The sequence below is a fragment of the Streptomyces sp. NPDC002888 genome (genome assembly GCF_042888465.1).
In the GTDB taxonomy this organism is placed as follows: Bacteria; Actinomycetota; Actinomycetes; order Streptomycetales; family Streptomycetaceae; genus Streptomyces.
Map to the genome: position 1 here is coordinate 63,596 of NZ_JBIAPU010000033.1, position 24,066 is coordinate 87,661.

20 protein-coding genes and 1 pseudogene are annotated in these 24,066 nt (G+C 69.4%); 14 read left to right on the forward strand and 7 right to left on the reverse strand.

Annotation, left to right across the window (positions count from 1 at the left end; all coding sequences use genetic code 11):
• Positions 1-149 precede the first annotated feature (149 nt).
• The 8 genes from ACFYWX_RS39075 to ACFYWX_RS39110 all read left to right on the forward strand — a co-directional run bounded on the left by ACFYWX_RS39075 (position 150) and on the right by ACFYWX_RS39110 (position 10,481).
• Positions 150-1,307 carry a mandelate racemase/muconate lactonizing enzyme family protein gene (locus ACFYWX_RS39075; protein WP_389429777.1) on the forward strand — a complete coding sequence of 386 codons (1,158 nt, stop codon included), beginning with the start codon at positions 150-152 and terminating at the stop codon, positions 1,305-1,307.
• On the forward strand, positions 1,304-2,308 hold the full coding sequence (locus ACFYWX_RS39080) for a zinc-binding dehydrogenase (RefSeq protein WP_389429778.1): 1,005 nt from the start codon (positions 1,304-1,306) through the stop codon (positions 2,306-2,308). The genes ACFYWX_RS39075 and ACFYWX_RS39080 overlap by 4 nt, the downstream gene beginning before the upstream one ends.
• 110 nt (positions 2,309-2,418) lie before the next feature.
• Entirely contained in the window at positions 2,419-3,387 is a 969-nt protein-coding gene (locus ACFYWX_RS39085) for a hypothetical protein (RefSeq protein ID WP_389429779.1), read from the forward strand.
• Between the two features lie 146 nt (positions 3,388-3,533).
• Positions 3,534-4,640, forward strand: coding sequence for a multiple monosaccharide ABC transporter substrate-binding protein (gene chvE / locus ACFYWX_RS39090; RefSeq protein ID WP_389429780.1), 1,107 nt, complete (start codon positions 3,534-3,536; stop codon positions 4,638-4,640).
• A gap of 32 nt (positions 4,641-4,672) precedes the next feature.
• Complete coding sequence (mmsA, locus tag ACFYWX_RS39095; protein ID WP_389429782.1) at positions 4,673-6,223, forward strand: multiple monosaccharide ABC transporter ATP-binding protein; 1,551 nt, start codon at positions 4,673-4,675, stop codon at positions 6,221-6,223.
• On the forward strand, positions 6,220-7,467 hold the full coding sequence (gene mmsB, locus ACFYWX_RS39100; protein ID WP_389429783.1) for a multiple monosaccharide ABC transporter permease: 1,248 nt from the start codon (positions 6,220-6,222) through the stop codon (positions 7,465-7,467). Before mmsA ends, mmsB begins: the two co-directional genes overlap by 4 nt.
• Before the next feature lie 86 nt (positions 7,468-7,553).
• A complete protein-coding gene (locus tag ACFYWX_RS39105) occupies positions 7,554-8,600 on the forward strand; it encodes an aldose epimerase family protein (RefSeq protein ID WP_389429784.1) in 1,047 nt (348 codons plus the stop codon).
• Between the two features lie 165 nt (positions 8,601-8,765).
• Positions 8,766-10,481: a pyridoxal phosphate-dependent aminotransferase gene (locus tag ACFYWX_RS39110; protein WP_389429786.1), complete on the forward strand. Its 1,716-nt coding sequence runs from the start codon at positions 8,766-8,768 to the stop codon at positions 10,479-10,481.
• A 73-nt stretch (positions 10,482-10,554) separates the two neighbouring features.
• Here ACFYWX_RS39110 and ACFYWX_RS39115 read toward each other — a convergent pair whose 3' ends face one another.
• Entirely contained in the window at positions 10,555-11,988 is a 1,434-nt protein-coding gene (locus tag ACFYWX_RS39115) for a family 43 glycosylhydrolase (RefSeq protein WP_389429788.1), read from the reverse strand.
• The gene (locus tag ACFYWX_RS39120) at positions 11,970-12,947 is read right to left on the reverse strand and encodes an arabinan endo-1,5-alpha-L-arabinosidase (protein WP_389429790.1); all 978 of its coding nucleotides are present in this window, start codon (positions 12,945-12,947) and stop codon (positions 11,970-11,972) included. Before ACFYWX_RS39120 ends, ACFYWX_RS39115 begins: the two co-directional genes overlap by 19 nt.
• A gap of 259 nt (positions 12,948-13,206) precedes the next feature.
• Here ACFYWX_RS39120 and ACFYWX_RS39125 point away from each other — a divergent pair, with 259 nt between their 5' ends.
• Positions 13,207-13,977, forward strand: coding sequence for an intradiol ring-cleavage dioxygenase (locus ACFYWX_RS39125; RefSeq protein WP_389429791.1), 771 nt, complete (start codon positions 13,207-13,209; stop codon positions 13,975-13,977).
• 439 nt (positions 13,978-14,416) lie between these two features.
• On the opposite strand, the gene ACFYWX_RS39130 is transcribed toward ACFYWX_RS39125, so the two are convergent.
• The gene (locus tag ACFYWX_RS39130; RefSeq protein ID WP_389429792.1) at positions 14,417-15,067 is read right to left on the reverse strand and encodes a DUF4360 domain-containing protein; all 651 of its coding nucleotides are present in this window, start codon (positions 15,065-15,067) and stop codon (positions 14,417-14,419) included.
• A 124-nt stretch (positions 15,068-15,191) separates the two neighbouring features.
• On the opposite strand from ACFYWX_RS39130, the gene ACFYWX_RS39135 reads away from it, so the two are divergent.
• Positions 15,192-16,070 (forward strand): MFS transporter, encoded by an 879-nt coding sequence (locus ACFYWX_RS39135; RefSeq protein ID WP_389429793.1) that lies wholly within the window; start codon positions 15,192-15,194, stop codon positions 16,068-16,070.
• A 178-nt stretch (positions 16,071-16,248) separates the two neighbouring features.
• Here ACFYWX_RS39135 and ACFYWX_RS39140 read toward each other — a convergent pair whose 3' ends face one another.
• Positions 16,249-16,863 carry a TetR/AcrR family transcriptional regulator gene (locus tag ACFYWX_RS39140; protein ID WP_389429794.1) on the reverse strand — a complete coding sequence of 205 codons (615 nt, stop codon included), beginning with the start codon at positions 16,861-16,863 and terminating at the stop codon, positions 16,249-16,251.
• A 75-nt stretch (positions 16,864-16,938) separates the two neighbouring features.
• Between ACFYWX_RS39140 and ACFYWX_RS39145 the strand changes: the two genes are divergently transcribed.
• The gene (locus ACFYWX_RS39145; protein ID WP_389429796.1) at positions 16,939-18,108 is read left to right on the forward strand and encodes an FAD-dependent monooxygenase; all 1,170 of its coding nucleotides are present in this window, start codon (positions 16,939-16,941) and stop codon (positions 18,106-18,108) included.
• Here the strand turns inward: ACFYWX_RS39145 and ACFYWX_RS39150 are convergent.
• Positions 18,090-18,731 carry a helix-turn-helix domain-containing protein gene (locus ACFYWX_RS39150; protein ID WP_389429797.1) on the reverse strand — a complete coding sequence of 214 codons (642 nt, stop codon included), beginning with the start codon at positions 18,729-18,731 and terminating at the stop codon, positions 18,090-18,092. The genes ACFYWX_RS39145 and ACFYWX_RS39150 overlap by 19 nt on opposite strands.
• A gap of 92 nt (positions 18,732-18,823) precedes the next feature.
• On the opposite strand from ACFYWX_RS39150, the gene ACFYWX_RS39155 reads away from it, so the two are divergent.
• Positions 18,824-19,711: an NmrA/HSCARG family protein gene (locus tag ACFYWX_RS39155; protein ID WP_389429798.1), complete on the forward strand. Its 888-nt coding sequence runs from the start codon at positions 18,824-18,826 to the stop codon at positions 19,709-19,711.
• Positions 19,712-19,812: 101 nt separating this feature from the next.
• On the opposite strand, the pseudogene ACFYWX_RS39160 reads toward ACFYWX_RS39155, so the two are convergent.
• Positions 19,813-20,151 (reverse strand): annotated as a pseudogene (locus tag ACFYWX_RS39160) (Tn3 family transposase); the annotation flags it as partial.
• Positions 20,152-20,276: 125 nt separating this feature from the next.
• Here ACFYWX_RS39160 and ACFYWX_RS39165 point away from each other — a divergent pair.
• A complete protein-coding gene (locus tag ACFYWX_RS39165) occupies positions 20,277-20,408 on the forward strand; it encodes a hypothetical protein (RefSeq protein WP_389429799.1) in 132 nt (43 codons plus the stop codon).
• Positions 20,409-20,541: 133 nt separating this feature from the next.
• On the opposite strand, the gene ACFYWX_RS39170 is transcribed toward ACFYWX_RS39165, so the two are convergent.
• Positions 20,542-21,000: an RrF2 family transcriptional regulator gene (locus tag ACFYWX_RS39170; RefSeq protein ID WP_389429801.1), complete on the reverse strand. Its 459-nt coding sequence runs from the start codon at positions 20,998-21,000 to the stop codon at positions 20,542-20,544.
• 96 nt (positions 21,001-21,096) lie between these two features.
• Between ACFYWX_RS39170 and ACFYWX_RS39175 the strand changes: the two genes are divergently transcribed.
• Complete coding sequence (locus ACFYWX_RS39175) at positions 21,097-24,057, forward strand: beta-galactosidase (protein WP_389429802.1); 2,961 nt, start codon at positions 21,097-21,099, stop codon at positions 24,055-24,057.
• Positions 24,058-24,066: the final 9 nt, after the last annotated feature.

Here is a 24,066-nt window from a genome sequence, read left to right on the forward strand (position 1 = left end):
CGTTATGTGTGCGACCCATTGACACTCCCGCCGCCCCGTCCTTACTGTCTGCCCAGCATTTCGAACGAGTGACGAAATCTCGAACACGACGAGACGCACCCACTCGAACCGACGTACGCTTACCGACGAAGCAGCAAGGGGCAACTGCCGTGCGCATCACCGGAATCAGCACACACGTGGTCGGGACGCCTTGGCGCAACCTGACCTACGTCCAGGTGCACACCGACGAAGGCATCACCGGAGTCGGCGAGACCCGGATGCTGGGCCACACCGACGCGCTGCTCGGCTACCTCCGGGAGGCCGAGGGCAATCACATTCTCGGCTCCGACCCGTTCGCTGTCGAGGATCTCGTCAAGCGGATGAAGTACGGCGACTACGGCCGTGCGGGCGAGATCGTGATGTCCGGCATCGCCGTCATCGAGATGGCCTGCTGGGACATCAAGGGCAAGGCCCTCGGGGTGCCGGTCTGGCAGCTGCTGGGCGGCAAGGTGACCGACAAGGTCAAGGCCTACGCCAACGGCTGGTACACCACCGAGCGCACCCCGGAGGCGTACCACAAGGCCGCCCAGGGGGTCATGGAGCGCGGCTACAAGGCGCTCAAGATCGACCCCTTCGGCACCGGCCACTTCGAGCTGGACCACGAGCAGAGCCTGTACGCCGTCTCCCTCATCGAGGCCGTACGGGACGCCATCGGCCCGGACGCCGAGCTGATGCTGGAGATGCACGGCCGCTTCTCCCCGGCCACCGCGGTCCGCCTCGCCAAGGAGCTCGCGCCCTTCAAGCCGGCCTGGCTGGAAGAGCCCGTTCCGCCGGAGAACCTGAAGGCGCTGGAGAAGGTCGCCGCCAAGGTCGACATGCCGGTCGCCACCGGTGAGCGCATCCACGACCGGATCGAGTTCCGCGAGCTCTTCGAGAGCCAGGCCGTGGACATCATCCAGCCCGACGTCGGCCACATCGGCGGCATCTGGGAGACCCGCAAGCTGGCCGCCACCGCCGAGACCCACTACATGCTGGTGGCCCCGCACAACGTGGGCGGGCCGGTCCTGACCGCCGCCTCCCTCCAGGTCGGCTTCACCGCGCCGAACTTCAAGATCCTCGAGCACTTCAACGACTTCGCGGACGCGGACATCAAGAAGGTGGTCAAGGGCGCGCCGCAGGTCGTGGACGGCTACTTCCACCTCTCCGACGCGCCGGGTCTCGGTGTGGAGCTGGACGTCGACGCGGCCGCCGAGTTCCCGCAGCAGCAGGCCCGCTTCGACCTGTGGGCCGAGGGCTGGGAGCAGCGCAAGCCGAAGGGCTCCAAGTGAGCAGCGCTGTCGTGATCGAGGCGCCGGGCGAGCACCGGCTCACCTCGCACGAGCCCCGGCAGCCGGAGGCCGGTGAGGCACTCGTCCGGGTGCACGCCGTGGGCATCTGCGGCAGCGACCGCGAGGTCTACCAGGGCAACCGGCCCGAGGGCTACGTCCGCTATCCGCTGACCCCGGGCCACGAGTGGTCCGGGACGGTGGAGGCGGTCGGCGCCGGGGTGCCGGAGTCTCTGGTCGGCCGCAAGGTCGTCGGCGAGGGCTTCCGCAACTGCCAGGTCTGCGACCGCTGCCACGCGGGCGAGACGACCCTGTGCACGGCCGGATACGAGGAGACGGGCTTCACCCAGCCCGGGGCGATGGCGACCACCCTCACCCTCCCCGCCCGGCTGCTGCACGCCCTGCCGGACGACGCCGACCTGTCCGCCGCCGCCCTCCTGGAGCCGGCCGCCTGCATCGCGGCCGCCGCGATCAAGGCGAACGCGCGGCCCGGTGAGCGGGTCGCGGTGGTCGGCACCGGGACGCTGGGCATGTTCGCCGTCCAGTTCCTGAAGGCGGGCTCCCCGGCCGAGCTGCTCGTCGTCGGCACCCGCAACGACCGGGAGGCGCTCTCGCGGCAGTACGGGGCCACCGACTTCCGTACCCGCGACGAAGAGCTCCCCGACGACTTCGACGTGGTGATCGAGACCGCCGGGTCCGCCTCCGCCGCGCGGACCTCCGCCGCCCTGCTCCGGCGCGGCGGGCGGCTGGTCCTGACCGGCATCCCGGCGGCGGGCGCGGAGGGTCTCGACCCCACCGACCTGGTCGTACGGCAGCTGGAGGTGCACACCGTGTTCGGTGCGGCACCGGACGCCTGGGCGCACACCGTGCGGGTCTTCGCAGCCGGACTGCTCGACCCGTCACCGCTGGTCACGCACGAGCTGCCGCTCGCCGAGTTCTCGCAGGCCATCGAGCTGGTGGGGTCCGGCGATCCGAAGGTCGGCAAGGTCCTGCTCCGCCCATAGACGTACGCCGGTACGGGGACAACCTGACGGTCCCCGTACCGGCGTACACCCAGACCCGCACGCCTTGAGTCGCGAACCTCGCCCGAAATTTCGAACACGAAGGACACTCAGTGACCGACGCCTCCGCCACGGCCCCCCGTCGACCCGGTGAGCAGGCGCTCGCCGCGCTAGGCCTGGGCGCGCCCGACCTCTCCCCCGCCGACGCCTCGCCCCACACCTTCCCGGGTGGCGGCCGCTGGCGCACCGAGATCCCCTCGTGCGAGGGTCCCGAAGCACTGGCCGTCGTCCTCAAGGAGGCCTCGCGCCTCGATGTGCCGATCCACCGGATCAGCCAGGGCAGCGGTGTGTGGATGCTGACCGACGCCGAGATCACCGAGATGGTCGAGGCCACCGCCGAGCGCGACATCGAGCTCTGCCTGTTCACCGGCCCGCGCGGCACGTGGGACATCGGCGGCTCCACCCGTACCGACTCGCGCGGCGGGGGCCTCAGAGCCCGCGGCCACGACGCCGTGGCCGGCTGTGTGGAAGACGCCGTCCGGGCCACGGAGTTGGGCGTCAAGTGCCTGCTCGTCGCCGACGAGGGCGTGCTGTGGACGCTGCACCGCGCGCGCGTGGCCGGCATCATCCCGGCCGACACCACGCTGAAGGTGTCCGCGCTCATCGGACCGGTCAACCCGGCGGCGTACGCCGTGTACGAGGGTCTCGGCGGCGACTCCATCAACGTGCCCAGCGACCTGACGCTCGATCACCTCACGGAGATCCGGCGGGTGTCGGGCGCTCCCATGGACATGTACGTCGAGGCGCCCGACGACCTGGGCGGCTACATCCGGATGTACGAGATCGCCGAACTGATCCGGCGCGGTGCGCCGCTCTACCTGAAGTTCGGCCTGTCCAAGGCCCCCGGGATCTACCCGTACGGGCACCACATGCGGGATCTGACGCTCTCCACGGCCAAGGAGCGGGTGCGGCGCGGCCGGCTCGCCCTGGACCTCCTGGAGCGCCATGGAGCGGGCGCAGACATGGCGCCGCTGGGCTCCCGGCTGCCCGGCGAACTGAACAGGTTCGCCATCGGGTCATAACGTTCCGGAAACCTCGCTTCACAGAAGCCGACACAGGCACGCAGAATCCCACACATCTGTTCGGTGTCCCGGCGCCCGACCCCGCCGGGAGTGTCCTCGCCCCATTTGCGAGACCGACCCCTGCACAACCATCAAGGATGATGACCATGCGTAACCGCAGAGCCGCTCTCGCCGCCATCGCCGGAGCCGCCTCCCTCGCCCTCACCCTCTCCGCCTGTGGCCAGAGCAGCGAAGGCGGCAGCGACGAGAAGAAGGGGGACGCCAAGGGCGGCACGATCGGCATCGCGATGCCGACCAAGTCCTCCGAGCGCTGGATCTCCGACGGCAAGAACGTCGTCAAGGACCTCGAGGCCAAGGGCTACAAGACCAAGCTGGTCTACGGCGAGGACGACCCCGACCAGCAGGTCTCGCAGATCGAGAACCTGATCACCCAGGGTGTGAAGGCCCTGGTCGTCGCGGCCATCGACAACAAGTCGCTGAACAACGTCCTGCAGCAGGCCGCCGACGCCAAGATCCCGGTCATCTCCTACGACCGCCTGATCCTCGGCACGCCGAACGTCGACTACTACGCGTCCTTCGACAACGAGAAGGTCGGCCAGCTCCAGGCCAACTACATCGTCGACAAGCTCGGCCTGAAGAACGGCAAGGGCCCGTTCAACATCGAGCTCTTCGCCGGCTCCAACGACGACAACAACACGAAGTACTTCTTCGGCGGCGCGATGAGCGTCCTGCAGCCGTACATCGACAGCAAGAAGCTCGTCGTCCAGTCCGGCCAGACCAAGCTCACCCAGGTCACCACCCTGCGCTGGGACGGCGCCACCGCCCAGCGGCGCATGGACGACATCCTGACCAAGTCGTACAAGAGCAAGAAGGTCGACGCGGTCCTGTCGCCGTACGACGGCATCTCCATCGGCATCCTGTCGGCGCTCAAGTCCGACGGTTACGGCTCCGGCAGCAAGAAGCTGCCGGTCCTCACGGGCCAGGACGCCGAGCTCGCCTCCGTGAAGTCGATCATCGCGAACCAGCAGACGATGACCGTCTACAAGGACCTGCGCAAGCTCGCCGAGGTCGCCTCGAGCATGGTCGACGACGCCCTCAACGGCAAGAAGCCCGAGGTCAACGACACCAAGACCTACGACAACGGCAAGAAGGTCGTCCCGGCCTACCTGCTGCAGCCGGTCAGCGTCGACAAGACCAACTACCAGAAGGAACTGGTAGACGGCGGTTACTACACGGCGGACCAGCTCAAGTAAGCGTCGAACCTTACGGATTGGAAGGCACGACCATGGCGGGACCCGTCCTGGAAATGCGCTCGATCGTCAAGACCTTTCCCGGCGTCAAAGCGCTGTCGGACGTCTCACTGACCGTCCGTCAGGGCGAGGTCCATGCCATCTGCGGGGAGAACGGCGCCGGCAAGTCCACCTTGATGAAGGTGCTCTCCGGCGTCCATCCGCACGGCACCTACGAGGGCGACATCCTCTTCGAGGGAGAGATCTGCTCCTTCAAGGACATCCGGGCGAGCGAGCAACGCGGCATCGTCATCATCCACCAGGAGCTGGCGCTGGTGCCGTTTCTCTCCCTCGCGGAGAACATCTTCCTCGGCAACGAGCACGCCACGGGCGGGCTCATCAACTGGAACGAGACCCTGCGGCACGCCTCCGAGCTGCTGCGCCGGGTCGGTCTGAGCGACCACCCGGAGACCCGCGTCGCCGACATCGGCGTGGGCAAGCAGCAGCTGGTGGAGATCGCGAAGGCGCTGTCGAAGGAAGTGAAGCTGCTCATCCTGGATGAGCCGACCGCGGCCCTGAACGACGAGGACAGCGACAAACTCCTCGATCTCATCCTGGAGTTGAAGAAGCAGGGCATCACCTCGATCATCATCTCCCACAAGCTCAACGAGATCCGCAAGGTCGCGGACTCGGTGACGATCATCCGCGACGGGCAGTCGATCGAGACGCTCGACGTGAAGGCGGCGGAGACGACCGAGGACCGGATCATCAGCGGCATGGTCGGCCGCGACCTCGACCACCGTTTCCCCGAGCGCACCCCGCACGAGCCGGAGAAGGGCGCGGCCCCGGCGCTGGAGATCCGCAACTGGACCGTGCACCACCCGATCGACCAGCAGCGCAAGGTGGTCGACGACGTGTCGATCCAGGTGCGGCGCGGGGAGATCGTCGGCATCGCGGGCCTCATGGGCGCCGGCCGCACCGAGCTCGCGATGAGCGTCTTCGGGCGCTCCTACGGCCGGCACGCGGGCGGCACGGTCCTCAAGGACGGCGAGGAGATCCGTACGAAGTCCGTCGCCGAGGCGGTCGGGCACGGCATCGCGTACGTCACCGAGGACCGCAAGCACTACGGCCTCAACCTCATCGACAACATCAACCGCAACATCTCGCTGACCGCGCTCAACAAGGTCGCCAAGGGCGGCGTGGTCGACGAGCACGAGGAGCGGAAGGTCGCCGAGCGCTTCCGCAAGTCGATGAACATCAAGGCGCCGACCGTCTTCGAGACGGTGGGCAGGCTGTCCGGCGGCAACCAGCAGAAGGTCGTCCTCAGCAAGTGGATCTTCGCGGGTCCCGAGGTGCTGATCCTGGACGAGCCGACGCGCGGTATCGACGTCGGCGCCAAGTACGAGATCTACACGGTCATCGACCAACTGGCCGCCGAGGGCAAGGCGGTCGTCTTCATCTCCTCCGAGCTGCCGGAACTGCTCGGTATGTGCGACCGCATCTACACGATGGCCGCCGGGCGGCTCACGGGCGAGTTCCCGCGGGCCGAGGCCACGCAGGAAGTGCTGATGCGCCAGATGACGAAGGACAAAGAGGTAACCCGATGAGCACCGACGTGACCGACAAGAGCCCGGCCGCCGCGCCGCCCGGCAAGAGCGGCGGATCGGCCACCGGTGGCGGTCTGCTCCAGCTGGTGCTGGGCGGCCTGCGCCGCAACATGCGCCAGTACGGCATGCTGATCGCGCTCGGCCTGATCGTGGTCCTCTTCCAGGTGTGGACCGACGGCGACCTGCTGCTGCCGCGCAACGTCTCCAACCTGGTCCTGCAGAACAGCTACATCCTGATCCTCGCGATCGGCATGATGCTGGTGATCATCGCGGGTCACATCGACCTGTCGGTCGGCTCACTGACGGCGTTCGTCGGCGCCTTCGCGGCCGTACTGACGGTGGAACACAAGGTGGCCTGGCCCCTCGCGGTGGTGCTGTGCCTGATCGTGGGCGCGATCGCCGGCTCGGTACAGGGCTTCCTGATCGCGTACCTCGGGATACCGTCCTTCATCGTCACCCTCGCGGGCATGCTGCTCTTCCGCGGTCTGACGGAGATCTTCCTGGAGGGCCAGACCCTCGGCCCGTTCCCGGACGGCCTGCAGAAGATGGGCAACGGCTTCCTGCCGGAAGTCGGCCCGAACACGAATTACCACAACATCACGCTGCTGCTGGGCTTCGCCCTGATCGCCTTCGTGGTCCTCCAGGAGGTCCGCGACCGCAAGCGCCAGCAGGAGTTCTCGCTCGACGTCGTGCCGCGCAACCTCTTCCTGCTCAAGCTCGTCGCCATCGTCGCCGCGATCCTCACCGTCACCATGCTGCTCGCCAGCTACAAGGGCGCGCCGATCATCCTGATCGTCCTCGGCCTCCTGGTCGTCGGCTACGGCTACGTCATGCGCAACGCCGTCTTCGGCCGTCACATCTACGCGATCGGCGGCAACCTGCCGGCGGCGAAGCTGTCCGGCGTCAAGGACAAGAAGGTCACCTTCTACGTCTTCCTGAACATGGGCGTGCTGGCGGCCCTGGCGGGTCTGGTCGTCGCCGCCCGTCTGAACGCGGCCTCGCCGAAGGCCGGCCTCAACTTCGAGCTCGAGGCCATCGCCTCGTCGTTCATCGGTGGCGCGTCCATGAGCGGCGGTGTCGGTACCGTCCTCGGCGCGATCATCGGTGGTCTCGTCCTCGGCGTGCTGAACAACGGCATGAACCTCCTCAGCGTCGGCACCGACTGGCAGCAGGTCATCAAGGGCCTCGCCCTGCTGGCCGCGGTCGGCTTCGACGTGTGGAACAAGCGCAAGTCCGGTTCCTGAACCGGAACGGGCCCCGCCGGAAGGCGGGGCCCGTTTTTTTCTGTGTCAGGGGTCATGTGTCAGGGTTCAGGGGAAGGCAGGACGTGATGAAGACGCTCTTCGGCGAGCTCGCCGACGGCACGAAGGTCTCCAGCTGGTTCCTGGAGAACGGCGGGACCCGGCTGAGGGTCCTCGACTACGGCGGCATCGTCCAGTCCCTGGAGATCCCCGACCGGGACGGCCGGTACGCCAACGTCTCCCTCGGGTTCGACACCATCGAGGACTACATCGCCGGCAGCCCGTACTTCGGAGCGCTGATCGGCCGCTACGGCAACCGCGTCGCCGAGGGCCGGTTCACCCTGGACGGCGAGAACCACCAGCTGCCCCTCAATGACGGTGCGCACAGTCTGCACGGCGGCACGGAGGGCTTCGACCGGCGCGTCTGGGAGGTCGAGCCGTTCACCGACGGCCCGGACGTCGGCCTGCACCTGTACCTCACGAGCGTCGACGGCGAGATGGGCTACCCGGGCACGCTCGAGGTGAAGGTCACGTACACCCTCACCGGCGGCGGCGACTGGCGCATCGACTACGAGGCCACCACCGACAAGGCGACCTTCGTCAACCTCACCAGCCACGTCTACTGGAACCTCGCCGGCGAGGGCACCGGCTCGGTCCAGGACCACGAGCTGGAGATCGCCGCCTCCCGCTACCTGCCCGTGGACCCGGGGCTCATCCCCACCGGCGAGCCGGCCGACGTCGCCGGCACCCCCTTCGACTTCCGCGAGGCCAAGGCGATCGGCCGGGACCTGCGCGTCGCCCACCAGCAGCTGCTGTACAGCAAGGGCGTCGACCACAACTACGTCCTCGACAAGGGCCTCACCGCCCGGCCCGAGCACGCGGCCGGCCTGAGGGACCCCTCCTCCGGCCGCACCCTGACGATCGCGACCACCGAGCCGGGCCTGCAGTTCTACTCGGGCAACTTCCTCGACGGCACCCTCGTCGGCACCGGCGGCAACATCTACCGCCAGGGCGACGCCCTCTGCCTGGAGACACAGCGCTTCCCGGACTCCCCGAACCAGCCGTCGTTCCCGTCGACCCTGCTGCGGCCCGGGCAGACGTACCGCACGACGACGATCCACTCGTTCGGCTGCTGAAGCCCTTTCGGCTGCTGAAACCTGTGAACCCACACTCGTTCCACAACAGTTGAACAGCACCACCCCAGTGTCCGTATGTAGGGGTGGCCCGCGCTCCCCCGCGCGGGCCACCCACAGACGACGGGTCCGGCCGTCCCCACCGGACCCGCCCCATACGGAGGTTTCATGGCCGACAACGTCATGTCGCTGTTCCGCAGCACCGCGGCGCACAGCCCGTCGATGGCGGCGTTGACGCGAGAGAGCGGCGGCGACGGGGTCGGGCCGGTGGACTTCTGCATCCCCTGCAACCCGTACTTCCCGACCCCGGCGATGTTCGACGAGATGGCCGGCCGCCTCCGGGACATCATCACGTACTACCCGAGCAGCGCCGACACGATCACGGCCGAGCTCTGCAACCTCCTCCAGCTTCCGCCGCAGTGCGTGGCGATGGGCAACGGCTCGACCGAGCTGATCACCTGGATCGACCACCTGCTGGTACGCGAGTCCCTCGCCATCCCCGTCCCCACCTTCGGCCGCTGGACCGACCAGCCGATGGAGACCGGCAAGCGGGTCGACATGTTCCCGCTCCAGGAGTCCAGCGGCTTCGCCCTCGACCTCGCCCAGTACGCCGAGTTCATCCGGGCCCGCGGCACCCGCGTCGCCGTCATCTGCAACCCGAACAACCCCGACGGCGGCTTCCTGCACAAGCACGCCATCGTGCAGTTCATGGACGCGATGGCCGACCTCGACCTCGTCGTGATCGACGAGTCGTTCCTGGAGTTCGCCGACGCCGAGGTCGAACCCAGCGTCGTGCACGAGGCGATGCTGCGCCCGAACGTCGTCGTCCTGCGCAGCCTCGGCAAGAACTTCGGCCTGCACGGCATCCGCTTCGGCTACCTCGTCTCCAACCCGGCCCTGGCCGGCCGGATCCGTTCCATGCTTCCCAAGTGGAACCTCAACTCCTTCGCCGAGCATGTCGTCTTCATGCTCAAGGAGCACGGCCCCGAGTACGCGCAGAGCCTCCAGCAGGTGCGCCGGGACCGTCTCGACATGGCGAGCCAGCTCTCCGCCCTGCCCGGCCTGACGGTCTACCCGTCCCAGGGCAACTTCCTCTTCGTGCGCCTCCCCGTGGGCGCCGAGGGCACCGTGGTCCGGGACCGGATGCTCACCGAGCACCGGATCCTGGTCCGTGAGTGCGGCAACAAGATCGGCTCGTCCAGCCGCTTCCTGAGGCTCGTGGTGCGCCCCCAGGTCGACGTGCGTCGCCTGGTGTCCGGCCTGGAACAGGTGCTCTACGGGACCAGGAGGGGAGCCGCCGTACCCGAGCTGGGGACCAGTTACAGCTCGGGTACGGCGGCCGTGGACCGCTTGGTCAGCGCCACGAACGGAGCGGGCCTGCAGGGCCTCGCCGCTCAGGCGATGGGGGCCGTCGGCGCCCAGGGGCCGGCAGTCGCTCCGGCCGCCGCCGTCGGCGCCCCGATGCCCATGGCGGCCCAGGCCACGGCGCCGTCCAACGGCGTCGGAATGCCGATGCCGGCCGCGGCCCAGACCTTCCCCCAGCCCATGGCCGCCCCGGCCCCGGCTCCGGCCCCCGCGCCGGTCCCCGCTCCCGCACCCATCCCCGTTCCCGTTCCCTCGCCCTTCCCGACGCCGGTCCCGCCCGCGTCCCCGATCCCGCCCGCCTCGCCCTTCCCGGCGGCGGCCCCGGTCCCGGCCGCGGCCGCGATGGCCCCGCCCCCCATGGGCCCCACCCCGCCCGGCGTCCCCGCCCGCGGCGGCCTCACCGCGGCCCAGGTACGCGGCACCACGGGCATGCCGGGCGGCCTGACCACGGCCCCTGCCACCGGCTGGCCCAACGCCCAGAGCTGGCCGAACGCGGCGGGGATGGGCCAGGCCGGCTAGCCGGCCAGGGCGGCGTGGGGGGGGAGGGCCCGCAGGGGGCCCTCCGGGGCCTTCCAGACTCTCCTAGTGCCTTCTAGGCGGGGTTCAGCCTCCACTGCTGGCAGTTGTTGTTGAGCCACGACCACTGGCGTACGTCGGCGGCGTCCGCGGTGGAGCAGTCGGCGACGTCGGCGACCTTGCCGGTGGCCTGGTTGACGATGCGGACGTAGCCGCTGTCGGTGACGAGGAACCGGAAGCGCTGGCACGTGTTGTTCAGCCAGGACCACTGGCGCAGGTCGGCACCGTCGGCGGACGAGCAGTCGGCGGTGTCGAGGACCTTGCCGGTGGCGACGTTCACGAGCCGGCTGGTGTCGTCGCCCTGGTCCTGGATGCGCCACTTCTGGTTGTTGCCGCCGTTGCAGGTGTACTGCTGGACGTTGGCCCCGTCGGCGGTCGAACTCCCGGCGACGTCCAGACACTTGCCGCTGTTGCGGTTGGTGATCGTGTACGTCGTGGAGGCGGTGGCCGGCTCACCCGACGGCCCGTTCATGCTCGACCCGAGCGCGACCGGCGTACCGAGGTTCGGCGAACCGTCCGCGTTCCAGGTGAACTTCTGCGCCCGCGTCGTACGCCCGTTGTCACAGCCGTCGGAGGCGGAGTCGTTGGCGTGGTAGACGATCCAGCTCTCGCTGCCGTCGGGTGAGGAGAAGAAGCCGTTGTGGCCCGGCGCGTAGACCCCGGCGGAGTCGTTGCGCTGGAACACGGGCGTGGACTTCTTCGTCCAGGCGGACGCGGACAGCGGGTCGGAGCCGGTGAGGGTGAGCTGGCCGAGCTTGTAGTCGGGGGTCCAGCAGCCGCTCGCGGAGTAGATCAGGAACGTCTTCCCGCCGCGCTGGAGGATCTCCGGGCCCTCGTTGACCGTGCCGTTGCGCTCCCAGTCGTAGGTCGGCGTGGAGACGGTGGAGAAGCCGGTGGCGAGGGTGTACGGGTTGGACATCCGCGCGGCGACCAGGTTCTGCGTCCCGCCGCCGCTCGCGCTGCCGAACAGGTACAGCTGGCCGTTGATGGTGGCGACCGTCGGGTCCAGCATCCAGGCGGAGTTGAGCTGGTTCTTGTAGGTGTACGGCCCCATGGGGTCGGAGCCGACGCTCTCCAGCACATGGGTGCGCTGGGTCGGGTTGTAGTCGGAGACGTTCTGCCCGGCGACGTAGTACAGGTACCAGCGGCCGTTGAGGAAGTGGATCTCCGGTGCCCAGATGTTGCAGCAGCGGGAGGAGGCGTCACCCTTCCACACCTGGACACTGGGCGCGGTGGCCAGCCCGGCGAGGGTGGCCGACTTGCGCATGGTGATGACGTCGGTCCAACTCGTCGTCACCAGGTAGTAGTTGCCGTTGTAGTACGAGATCCAGGGGTCGGCGCCCTTCTGGGTCTTGACCGGATTGGCGAACGAGGCCGCGCTGGCGGAGGGCTGCCCGATCGACAGGGCGAGCAGGAGTGCCGCGAGGAGGGTCAGTATGCGACGGGCCATCCGCTGCTCCAGTTCAGTAGGTTGACGCCCAGCTTGGGCGTGCCGTTGTCGTTGCCGTCGTAGTAGTGGTAGACGATCAGGTCGCCGTCGGAGTCGTTCATGATCGACTGCCCGCCGGGTCCGATGACGCTGCCGTGCGACTCCAGCACCGGTGTCCCGCCGTTGTTCGTCATCGAGACGCCGTTCTTGTCGTAGTACGGCCCGGTGACGCTGGTGGCGCGGCCGACCTTGACCTTGTACGTGGAGCTGGTGCCGGCGCAGCAGGTGTCGTACGAGGCGAAGAGGTAGTAGTAACCGCCCCGCTTGACGATGTACGGCGCTTCGACGGCCTTGGTGCCGGTCGGCCGGGAGGCGATCGAGTACCGGGTGGTGTTGGAGGAGAGCTGCTTGCCGGTGGAGGGGTTGATCTGGATCATCTTGATCCCCGTCCACCAACTCCCGAAGGACAGCCACCACTTGCCGTCGTCGTTCACGAAGAGGTTCGGGTCGATGGCGTTGTAGTCGCTGGACGTGGTGGAGGTGTAGACGGTGCCCTGGTCCGTCCAGGAGCCGGGCAGGCCGGTCGTCGAGGTCGCCAGCCCGATGGCGGACTTGTTCGACCCGAAGGTCGAGACGGCGTAGTACATCAGGTACTTGCCGCCGTGGTTCGAGATGTCGGGCGCCCACGCCTCGGTGGCGTACGACGACCACCAGCCCGGCTTGGCGGAGAACGCGTCCCCGCCGGCGCTGAACGCGATCCGGTCGGTGGAGGTGCGGTAGGCGAGACCGCCACCGGTCGCGTACAGCAGGTAACGGCCCGACGAGGTACGGATCATGGTCGGGTCGTGGACGACGGTGGCGCCGGTGACCCGGCCGGGGTTGGGGTACGCCGAGGCCGTGCTCGGGACCAGGGCGAGGAGTAAGGCGGCGGGCAGGGCGAGGAGTGCGGTGCGCCGCCGGAGGCGGGAGGTGCGGCTCACGTGGGGTCCTCCTGGATGTCTGGACGTGGGGGGATGTCCGCGACGTGCGCGATGTTCGACATGTGCACGATGTGCACGATGTGCGCGATGTTCGTGATGTCGAACGACGATCGCAGATTCGGACGGACCGTAGAATCGAATGCCTTGCGAGTCAACGGTTCACGCACGAGGACTCTTGTCTCAACCGTCGGCTTGACGGGGCGTCACTTTGCCGAACTGACAGCTCGCCGACAGGATCCGTCCCTATGGTGCCGTGTCCATGACAGACACCCCGGAAGTTCGCACCCCGATCGGGCGCCGTACCGTGCTGATCGCCACGGGCGCCACCGCCGCCACCCTCGCCGTGGGCGCCGCCGCGCCCGAAGCACCGCCCGCCGAAGCGGCCGAGGCGACCGCCCCCGTCGCCGCGGCGGCCGTCTGCACCCTCACCAAGGAGATGACCGAAGGCCCCTACTACCTCGACGGACAACTCGTCCGCGCCGACATCAGCGAAGGCAAGGCGGGCATCCCGCTCAAGCTCGCCCTCACCGTCGTCGACGACGACACCTGCGCCCCGCTGAGCAACGCACTCGTGGAGATCTGGCACGCCGACGCGCTCGGCGAGTACTCCGGCTTCGTCGGCAGCAACGGCCACAACGAACCCGACAACGGCACGTTCCTGCGCGGCGGCGTCCTCACCAACTCCAGCGGCGTCGCGAACATCACCACCATCTACCCCGGCTGGTACCGCGGCCGCTGCATCCACATCCACATCAAGGTGCACACCAACGTCACCCTGACCTCCGACGGCTCCTTCACCGGCGGCCAGGAACTCCACACCGGCCAGCTCTTCTTCGACGAGGCGATCACCCGCCGGGTCGCCGCGGTCTCCCCGTACTCGACCAACACCGTCACCCGCACCACCCTCGCCCAGGACTCGATCTACGACGACGGAGGCGCCGCGTCCGGCCTCCTCACCCTCACGGCCCTGGGCAGCTCGACCTCTGCCGGATACGCCGGCACGCTCACGCTGGGCGTCGAGCGAAGCTGAACCCGTCCGCGTCGGTTGAAGCTGACGCAACCCCCGCCCCAAGGTGCCCTGGGTGACCGTACGCCGGGAAGTGCGGTTTCCCAGGGCCCGTCCGGCATCCAGCCGGCCTCACTGGGCCTGGCGATCGTCGCCTGGCGTCAGGCCCAGCGCTCCCGCTCACCGGTCGAGGCGGAGCGCCGACTTCCGGGTCGTCGTGGCGCCCGGCGCCGACGACGCCGAGGTCCAGCGCATACAGCGACTCCTGCGGGAGCTGGACTCCCAGGGTCCGGAGGACAGCCGGCCCGAGGACGGCGACGGGTGAGCACGCCGGCGAACGGGAACGGCAACGGGAATGGCAACGGCAACGGCAACAGCAACAGCAGTGCGAACGGGAGCGCACCAGTGGGCGACCCTCACCCCGACGCACCCGCGAGCGCCGCAGCGAGGGTCGCCCCCCGTCTCACTTGCCGGGGCACTCCTTCCAGGCCATGTGGTACGTCGTGTTGATGTCGCCGTCGGTCGAGTCCATGGCCATGAAGCTGACCTTGCTCGGGGAGGACGTGCCGGCGTTGACGCGGAGCTCGGTGTTGATGTTGAAGTTGCGCTGGACTCCGCAGGGCGCGTAGACGAGCTGGGCCCAGTCCGTGGTGTCGGTGGCCTGCCAGTTGTCGTTGTAGGCGCCGGAGAAGTTGTGGTTCTTGAACACCGTGCTGGAGGAGCCCTGGAAGTAGTACGAGGCGCGCTGCACGGCGCTCGCCCCGGACTGGAGCGAGGCGAAGCCCCGGTAGTCCGCGCTGGCGATGGCGTACGTGAAGCCCTGCGGGACATGGACGATCAGGCTGAGCTGGCAGTTCTTGCGGAACGCCGTGGGGTCGGAGTTGCCGCCGACCTGCGCGAGGTAGTCGCTGTACGTCACCGTGAACGCGGTGTTGTCCTCGGAGACGGCGACCGCCGCCGTGCCTGCGGGACAGCCGGAGCCGTTCACCGTGGCAACCTTGATGACGATCTTGTCCGGGGGCGGGTCGTCGAACCCGGTCGACGGATTGTTCGCGGGCACGGCGGCCGTGACGAGAGCGGCGACCGCGCCACCCAGGAGCAGCCCACTTGCCATGGTCTCTCCCCTTCGTTCGGATCGGTGGGGGGTGGATGCACCCGAGCGGCTCCACAGCAACCCTGTGAAGATTCGATGCAGTTGCTGTGAAGAAGCGGGGCGATCGAATAGTAGGGAGACCCCCGTGAACCGGCCAGGTCGAACTCCGGCCATTCACCTCGGACCGTTCACACCCGACAGACGGCGACCCGGCCGTTCTCGATCCGCCCGGCGGTGCCGGTGGACTGGCGCTGGACCCGACGACGCGACGGCGGTCGGCCCCGGCTGGGGCCTGGCCGTCGACGCGCTCAGCTTCGCCCTCGCCGCCGCGTCCTTCGCGCTGGTCCGCGTCCAGGTCGCGCCACCCGCGCCCAGCCCCGGCCTGGTGCATGAACTGCGCGTCGGCTGGCAGGAGTTCACCTCCCGCAGCTGGGTGTGGGTGATCGTGGTGGCCTTCTGCTTCCTCAACGCCGGCCACACCGCATCGTTCACCGTCCTCGGCCAGGCCGTCGCCGACACCACCGGGATCGGCCGCATCGGCTGGGGCCTGGCCGTCGCCGCGTCCTCGCTCGGAGCGGTCGCCGGCGGCGTACTGTCGCTGAGCCGGCGGCCCCGGCGCGCGATCCTGGTCGGCTGCGCGCTGATGGGCCTGACGGCGATACCCCCGCTGCTGCTCGCGCTCGCCCCGTACACCTGGGTGCTGGTCGTGGCCGACTTCGTGGCGGGCGTGGGCCTCGAGCAGGCCGGCGTCGCCTGGTACGCGACCCTCAACGAGCAGATCCCCGAGGGCCGCCTTGCCCGCGTCTACGCCTACGACGACCTCGGCTCCTACCTCGCGCTCCCGCTCGCCCAGTTCGCCGCCGGACTCGCCGTACTCTTCCTCGGCCTCCATGCCACCCTCTACGCGGCGGCCGCGCTCATCCTCCTCGCCACCCTCGCCATGGTCGCAACCCCCTCCATCCGCGCGCTGGTCCCGAAGACCGCAGAACCGCTGACCGCCTCCGAAGATCCGGTGCCCCGCTGAGTTTCCGACGCGAGTTGTCGACAGTGCCCACCTGCGGTTCGTGATCACGGGTGCGAGTGTCGACAGACGATCGTTTGCCGACACTCGCCGCCATGCCGCTCGGTCTTCGGTCTGACGATCCTTGGACGGTCGCCTTGGCCGAGTGCGGCGGATCGGGCCCATGGCTGCGGACGGCACGTCATGGGGTGTGCTGCGACCGCGGACCCTCTTTGCTGCCAGGACCTGGCGATTGGGGGCGGAGCCCGTCCATCAGGACGGTGAGGTAGGCATGCACGATCTCCTCGGACGCGGGCCGTGCCTGCGCGATCGCGAAGGCGGTCCGGCCGACGAGGGTGACGAGGGCGGCGGGTTCGAGGTCGGTGCGGATCGCGCCGTCCCTGCGCGCCCCGACGATCATCTCCTCCACGGCGCTCACCAACTGTCGGCGCAGGGCCGCGGTGGCGGGCGTCTCCATGCCTTCGAGTTGGTCGCTGATGGAGTGGTGTGCGGACTGAAAGGCGATCAGCTCCACCAAGAAGGTGCGCAGGGCCCGTTCCGGTCCGACCTGCTCCAGCAACCGCTCAGCGCGATCGACCACCGGTGCCAGCAGGCTGGCGACTGCGGCGTCGAGCAGGGCTTCCTTGCCGCCGAAGGCCCGCACCACGGTCGCCGCCCCCAGGCCGGCCTTCCTGGCGATGGCCTCGACCGTGAGGGTGCCGCCCGGCTCGGCCAGCAGTGCCGTGGCCGCCTGAAGGGCGAGCTGCCTGTTGCGTACGGCGTCCGCCCTGCGGCCGCGTCCGGTTCCCTCGACCATTGACAACTGAAACACCCCTTCCACATAATCAACTGGAACGCGTATTTCAGTTAACCTACCGCAAGGGAACCCCCCGTGAACCAGCGCATCCTGATCTCGGGCGCGAGCATCGCCGGCCTGGTACTGGCGCACTGGCTGGCCCGGCACGGATCTTGCCCCACCGTGGTTGAACGCGCCCCCGGCCTTCGCACCGGAGGCAATGGGGTGGACGTGCGGGACCAAGCCGTCGAGGTCGCCGAGCGGATGGGGATCATGCCGCGGATCCGTGAACTCGCCACCGACATCCAGGGCATGAAGTTCGTCGACACCGCCGACCGGACCGTCGCCCGCATCGACACCCGGGACCCCGCCTCCATCGAGATCATGCGCGGCGACCTGGTCGCGCTGCTGCACGAGGTGACCGACACCGAGTACCTGTTCGGCGACTCCATCCGCAGCCTGGAGCAGGACGACGACGGCGTGACGGTCACCTTCGAGCACGCACCCACCCGCCGCTTCGACCTGGTCATCGGCGCCGATGGCATGCACTCCAACGTCCGTCGGCTCGCCTTCGGCCCCGAAGCGCAGTTCATCGACTTCAAGGACCACTACTTCGCCTTCGCCAACGCCGACGCCTCACTCGGCGAGGACCGCTGGGTGACAATGTTCAACACCCCGGGCACGATGACCGGCATCTACCGCTCCGGCAACCACGCCCAGGCCAAGGCGTACTTCATGTTCCGCTCCGCGCCACTGGAATACGACCACCGCGACGTCGCCGCACACAAGCGACTGATCAGCGAGCGCTTCGGCGACGACGAGTCCTGGCGGACCCGGGAGCTGCTCGACTCGGCGCTGACCGACCCCGACTTCTATTTCGACGCCCTGGGCCAGGTCCGGATGGACTCCTGGTCCAGCGGCCGGATCGCGCTCGTCGGCGATGCCGCCTGGTGCGCCTCGCCCGCCTCGGGCGCCGGCGCCGAGCTCGCCCTGATCGGCGCCTACCACCTCGCCGGAGAACTCGCCACCGCCGACGGCGACCATCTCAGCGCCTTCGCCCGCTACCACGCCGTCCACCGTCCGCTGGTCGACAAGAAGCACCAAATCGGCCCGAACGTCCGCCTCATGGTCCCCAAGACCGCCGGCGGCCGCTGCGTGCGCGACGCCTTCGCCCGACTCCCGCTGATGAAGGCCATCGGTACGGTCGAACGCCTCACCCGGGCCAAAGGCCCCCGCCTGCTCCCGGACTACTCCCCGGCGGCCTGACGCCACGGTCGCAGCGCCAGTTCCGTCGCCTGCCGCACCCGCGTCCGCAGGTAGTCGGCGTCCGCGCCGTCGGTGTCCTCCTCGTCCATGAGCGCGTCGAGTGCGCCACTCACCGCTCCTGTCAGCCCCCCGGCCAGCGCCGCCGCAGTCACCCGGTCCAACTCGTCGGGGAACGCCACGTGCAGCTCGCGGGCGATCTCCCGCTGGGCCGCGAGCTGGACCTGCAGCGCCTTGCCCCGCACCGCGGGGACGGTGTGGAACAGCCGCATCCGCACGCCGGCCATCGGGCTCACCATGTCGGCGTCGCTCTCGGCGATGGTGTCGAGCGCCCGCAGTAGCACGTCGACCGGACCCTCGGCCGGGTCGCGGTCGGCGATCGCCGCGATCGTGGCCCGCGCACGCGCGTCGCTGTCGGGGAACAGGATGTCTTCTTTGCCGGCGAAGTACCCGAAGAAGGTCCGGGTGCCGATATCCGCCGCCGCTGCGATCTCGGCGACGGTCGTCTCGTCATAACCCTGGCGCTCGAACAGCTCCGCGGCCGCGTCGATCAACGCCCGGCGGGTGCGCGCCCGCTTCCGTTCCCGCAGGGAGGGCTCCGGGGTGGCGGTCTCGTGTCTGGCCATGACGTAGAGATTAACGCATTGACGGCTAACTTGCACTCGATGCAGACTCGCACCAGATGCAGAAATGTTGCCGGGTTGCAGAGGAGATCGCCATGGATGCTCACGCCAAAACCGTTCTTGTCACGGGCGCCACCGGGAATCAGGGCGGCGCGACCGCCCGCCATCTGCTTGCCGCCGGCTGGCGGGTCCGCGCCCTCGTCCGGGACGACCGCGCCCCGGCGGCTGCAGCGCTCGCCGCTGCCGGGGTCGAGCTCGTCCGCGGCGACCTGGACGACCACGCCTCCCTCGATGTGGCGGTCCGCGGCGCGTACGGCGTCTACAGCGTCCAGTCGGCCAACGACAACGAGATCACTCAGGGCAGAAACGTCGCGGACGCCGCTACGGCCGCGGGTGTGCAGCACTTGGTGTACTCGTCGGTCGGCGGCGTCGAAAGCCAGAACCGGTTCTACGTGGAGCAGGGCTGGGGCCCCATCGACAAATGGCAGATCGAGGAGCACATTCGCGACCTGGGCGTGCCGACGACGATCCTGCGCCCGGCCGGGTTCATGGAGGACTTCACCAGCCCGGCCCGGTTCTTCCAGAACGGCTCGCTCAACGTGCCGTGGCACGACGATCTGGTCATGCAGCTCATCGCCATCGACGACATCGGTGTGTTCGCCGCGCTGGCCTTCGCGGAACCAGACGCCTACCTGGGCAAGGCCATGGAGATCACCGGCGACAGGCTGACTGCCCCGCAGATCGCCGACGCGCTGAGCACGGCGGCCAACCGCCCGATTCCGCACACCCGGGTTCCACTGGAGATCCTCTGGGAGCACCACCCCGAGGCAGCGAAGGTCTTCACCTGGGCGAACGAGACCTACTACGACACCGACCCCGTACCGCTGCGAAGGGCCCACGCCGACCTCATGGACTTCAGCACCTGGCTGGACCGATCGGGCAAGGAGCGCCTTTTGACACAACTGGACCCCCTGCAGGCGTGACCGGTCACCCGCAGACCGGCCTGTGCGGGGGCGCAGAAGGCAAAGCAAGGGTGCTCTCTCGACTTCTTGGCCCACGTGGGTTCGGCGAGGACCTGCTGAAGCAGCAGGGTGTTGATGTGCACGAGCGCGTATTGGAGCAGGTGCAGGGCGAGCATCGAGGTCTCGGCGTGCTCCTTGTCCGGGCCGGTCAGCGCGCCGTCCTTGCCGTAGTGCAGGACGGTGTTCGCGCTGTTCCAGTTCTCCACGACTTGGAGGCCGCCGTGGATCTCACGGCGCAGGTTGGGGCTGGCCAGTAGTCGCAGGCAAAGATCGTGCGTACGGCGCGGCCGAGTTCTTCCAGGCGATTCACCTCGGCGTCGCCCTGGGCGGAGCCGTCGGTGGGCTCTTCCAGAGCTGGATCTCCCCGGTGTGGCTGGGGATCCCGGCATAGCCGGTGCCATCCTGCCGGCTTTCCTCCTGACGCTCGCGACCGCGCAGAGCCGCAAGCGGGTCGCCGTGGAGGAACCGAACCTCGCCACCAACTGAGCGCTCACCAGGCAGTTGTCGCCCTTCACCACACGTCAGCGTGAGGTTGGAAAAGGACCCGGACATCAACACGGAGATCCCGGCCACCTCGCCCTACTCCGCCAACACCACCCGGGAGACCTCCCTCGCCAACGACGGCATCTACGACGACGACGGTGCCTCTCCGGCCTGACGGCGCTGGGCTCCGGCGTGTCCGAGGGCTGCAAGGCGACCCTCACGGTCGGCGTCGACAGCGCCTGACGGTCCGCACCCGCCCACCAGTCACCCGGTGACCGGTGGGCCTCACGCCGCACGCCCCACGCCCTTTACGGGTTCTCCCAGGCCGTCGGCTCCTCCGCCAGTCGCTGCACGGGCTCCGGCAGCGCGTCCGCTGCGATGTCGGCGATCGTGACGCCCTCCAGGACGCGCCGCACGTTCGCCCGCAGGGCGATCCACAGCGGCAGCAGGGGCTCGGCCGAACCCGTGTAGGTCAGGCCGGTCGGGCGTTCGCCGCGCACCGACACGATCGGGCCGTCGACCGCCCTGATCACGTCGGCCACGGTGATCGTCGCGGGATCGCGGGCCAGCCGGTAGCCGCCCCCGCCTCCGCGCCTGCTCTCGACGATCCCGCCGCGCCGCAGGCCGCCGAGGATCCCCTCCAGGAACTTGTGCGGAATGTCCTGCGCGACGGCGACCGTCTCCGCCTTCACGGGGTCGCCGCCCTGCCGCACGGCGAGCTCCAGAACCGCCCGTACCGCGTAATCCGCCCGTGCCGAGATCCTCATGCGCCCATTGTGGGGTGTTCCGGTGTGCACAATGGCCCCGCACGACAGCCCCGCACCATGGCCCCGCACAACGGACCCCGCGCTCGGGAGGCTCCCGTGGAGCTCAGCAGACGTACCTTCAGCGCCCTCGCGGGCACCACGGCCCTCGGCCTGGCCCTGGGGGGCGGCAGTGGCGGGGTCACCGACGCCCACGCCGCGCACACCGCACCCACCGGCCCGGCGCCCGCGCCGCCCGAAGCCGACGGGAAGAAGCACACGATCGGCTTCGACCGCCACTCCCTGCTCGTCGACGGCCACCGTCTGTTCGTGTGGTCCGGCGAGATGCACCCCTTCCGGCTGCCCAGCCCCTCCCTGTGGCGGGACGTGCTGCAGAAGATGCGGGCGCACGGCTACAACGCGGTCAGCATCTACGTCTCCTGGAACTACCACTCCCCCGCCCCCGGCCGGTACGACTTCACCGGCATCCGGGACCTGGACCTGTTCCTGCGGATGGCCGCCGAGACCGGGCTGTACGTCATCCTGCGGCCCGGGCCCTACATCAACGCCGAGATCGACGGCGGCGGCTTCCCCGGCTGGCTGACGGTCACCAAGGGAACGGCCCGGACCGCCGACCCCACCTACCTCTCCCACGTCGACCAGTGGCTGACGGCGGTGAACCGGATCGCCTCCCGCCACCTGTACAGCGACGGCGGCGGCACGATCCTGCTCTACCAGATCGAGAACGAGTACGACTCCCACGTCACCGAGCCGGCCGGGCGCGACTACATGGCCCACCTGTACCGGCGGGTGCGCACCGACGGCATCGACGTCCCCCTCTTCCACAACGACAAGGGCCGCAACGGTCACTGGGCGCCGGGGTCCTTCGACGCCGACGGGGAGCGAGGGCGTTGGCTGTACGGGTTCGACGGGTATCCGTCGCCGTCCCAGGTACCGCCGGACTGGGGCCACTTCGGGAGTGGGGGGAGCACGGGCGGGGCCACCGCGAGTCCCGAAACGCCGGGGTTCGTGCCCGAGTTCGGCGGTGGCTGGTTCGATCCGTGGGGCGGGGTGTGGTTCGAGGGGAAGGGGTACGCGGAGTCGCGGCGGACCCGGGACGCGGCGTACGAGCGGCGCTTCTACCTGACCAACCTCGCCAACGGGATCACGCTGCACAACGTCTACATGACCTTCGGCGGGACCTCGTGGGGCTGGCTGCCCGCGCCGGTCGTCTACACGTCGTACGACTATGGTGCGGCCTTCGACGAGGGGCGCAATCCGACCGCCAAGCTGGTGCCCATGCACCAGCTCGGGCATCTGCTCCAGCACGTCCCGGACTTCGCCAAGCTGGACCGGGCGGCGGATGCCGAGGCGGACGGGCTGCGGGTGTACCACCTGACCAATCCCGACACCGGCGCCCATGTCTACGTCCTGCGCAACGACGGTACGGAGTCGGTCGCCTCGACCCTGCGCGCCGCGGGCGACGACCTCCCGGTCACCGTCCCCGGCCGTGACGCCCGCCTGCTGACCACCGGGCTCACCCTGAAGCACCGCACGCTGCGGTACTCCACCGCCCAGCCCATGCTCGCGCTCACCGTCGGGCGGCAGGACATCGCCGTGCTGACCGGGCGGGCGGGTGAGGCGACGCGGACCGTGCTGGAGTGCGCGAGTGAGCCGACGGTGACCGTGCTCGACGGGAAGGCCACTCACGCCTACACCTCGGGTGCCCTGCGCATCGACGCCGAACTCGGCGGGCTCACCCGCGTGTTGGTCGAGGGCGGCGGTGTGTCCACGCCCCTGTTGCTCCTGCTCGCCGATGACGACACCTCCGTACGGCTGTGGCCCCGGGACACGCCGGCGGGGCCGGTCCTGGTGTACGGCCCCGCCCTGCTGCGCACCGCAGGCTCGAGCGGCGCGGCCCTTCACCTCACCGGGGACACGGTCGGGGCCGTCGACCTGGAGGTCTGGGCGCCGGGTGGTCTCGAGCACGTCACGTGGAACGGGGTCGACCTGGCGATGCGGGGCACGGCGTCCGGCGGTCTGCTGGGTGAGCGGCGGCTGGCGGGCGTGGGGGCGGTGATGCTGCCCCTGTTGGGCGGGTGGCGGTTCCGGGCGGAGAACCCCGAGTCCGCGCCCGGCTTCGACGACGTGCGCTGGAAGGTCGCCGACCTGACCACCTCGTACAGCACGACGCCCGTGCCCGCCGGGCAGCCCGTGCTCTTCGCGGACGACTACGGCTTCCACTACGGGGACGTCTGGTACCGGGGACACTTCACCGGCGCGACCGGCCTCCAGGAGGTGTCGCTCGCCTACAGCACCGGCACGCAGGGGATGCTGCTGGCCTGGCTGGACGGGGAGCCGCTGGGCGGGCATCGGATGCCGGTGCCGGGCAACGACACGGTCCGTCAGGGGAGTTGGGCGGCGACGGTCGTGTTGTCCGTACCGGAGAAGCTGCGCACGGGCGGGGCGCATGTGCTGTCCGTGCTCGTGCGGCGGATGCAGCACGACCAGGACGGCAAGGCGCTGGACACGCACAAGGTGGCGCGGGGGCTGACGGCGGTCACCTTCAAGGGGGCCTCGCCGCAGGTCACTTGGCGGCTTCAGGGGGAGGCGGCCACCGACGCCGTGCGGGGGCCTCAGAACAACGGTGGGCTGTACGGGGAGCGCGAGGGCTGGCATCTGCCGGGGTACGCGGACCGGGGGTGGCGGGAGACCGCGCTGCCGCGTGCGGAGCGGCGGCAGGGGGTCACCTGGTACCGGACCGAGTTCCGGCTCGCCGTCGACCCGGGCACGGACGCCTCGGTCGGTCTTGTCCTCGACGACGACCCGAACCGCTCGTACCGCGTCCAGATCTTCCTCAACGGCTGGAACATGGGTCAGTACATCAACGACGTGGGCCCACAGCACACCTTCGTCCTGCCGAACGGCGTCCTGCGCACCCGGGACACCAACACCCTGGCCCTGGCGGTCCTGTCCGACGGGACCACCCCGGCGGGTCCGGGCCAGGTGCGGCTGACGCTGCTGGGCGCGGCGGCGGGAGGGGTGCCCGTCAAGCCGGTGGGTTGGTCAAGCCGGGGTTAGTCAAGCCGG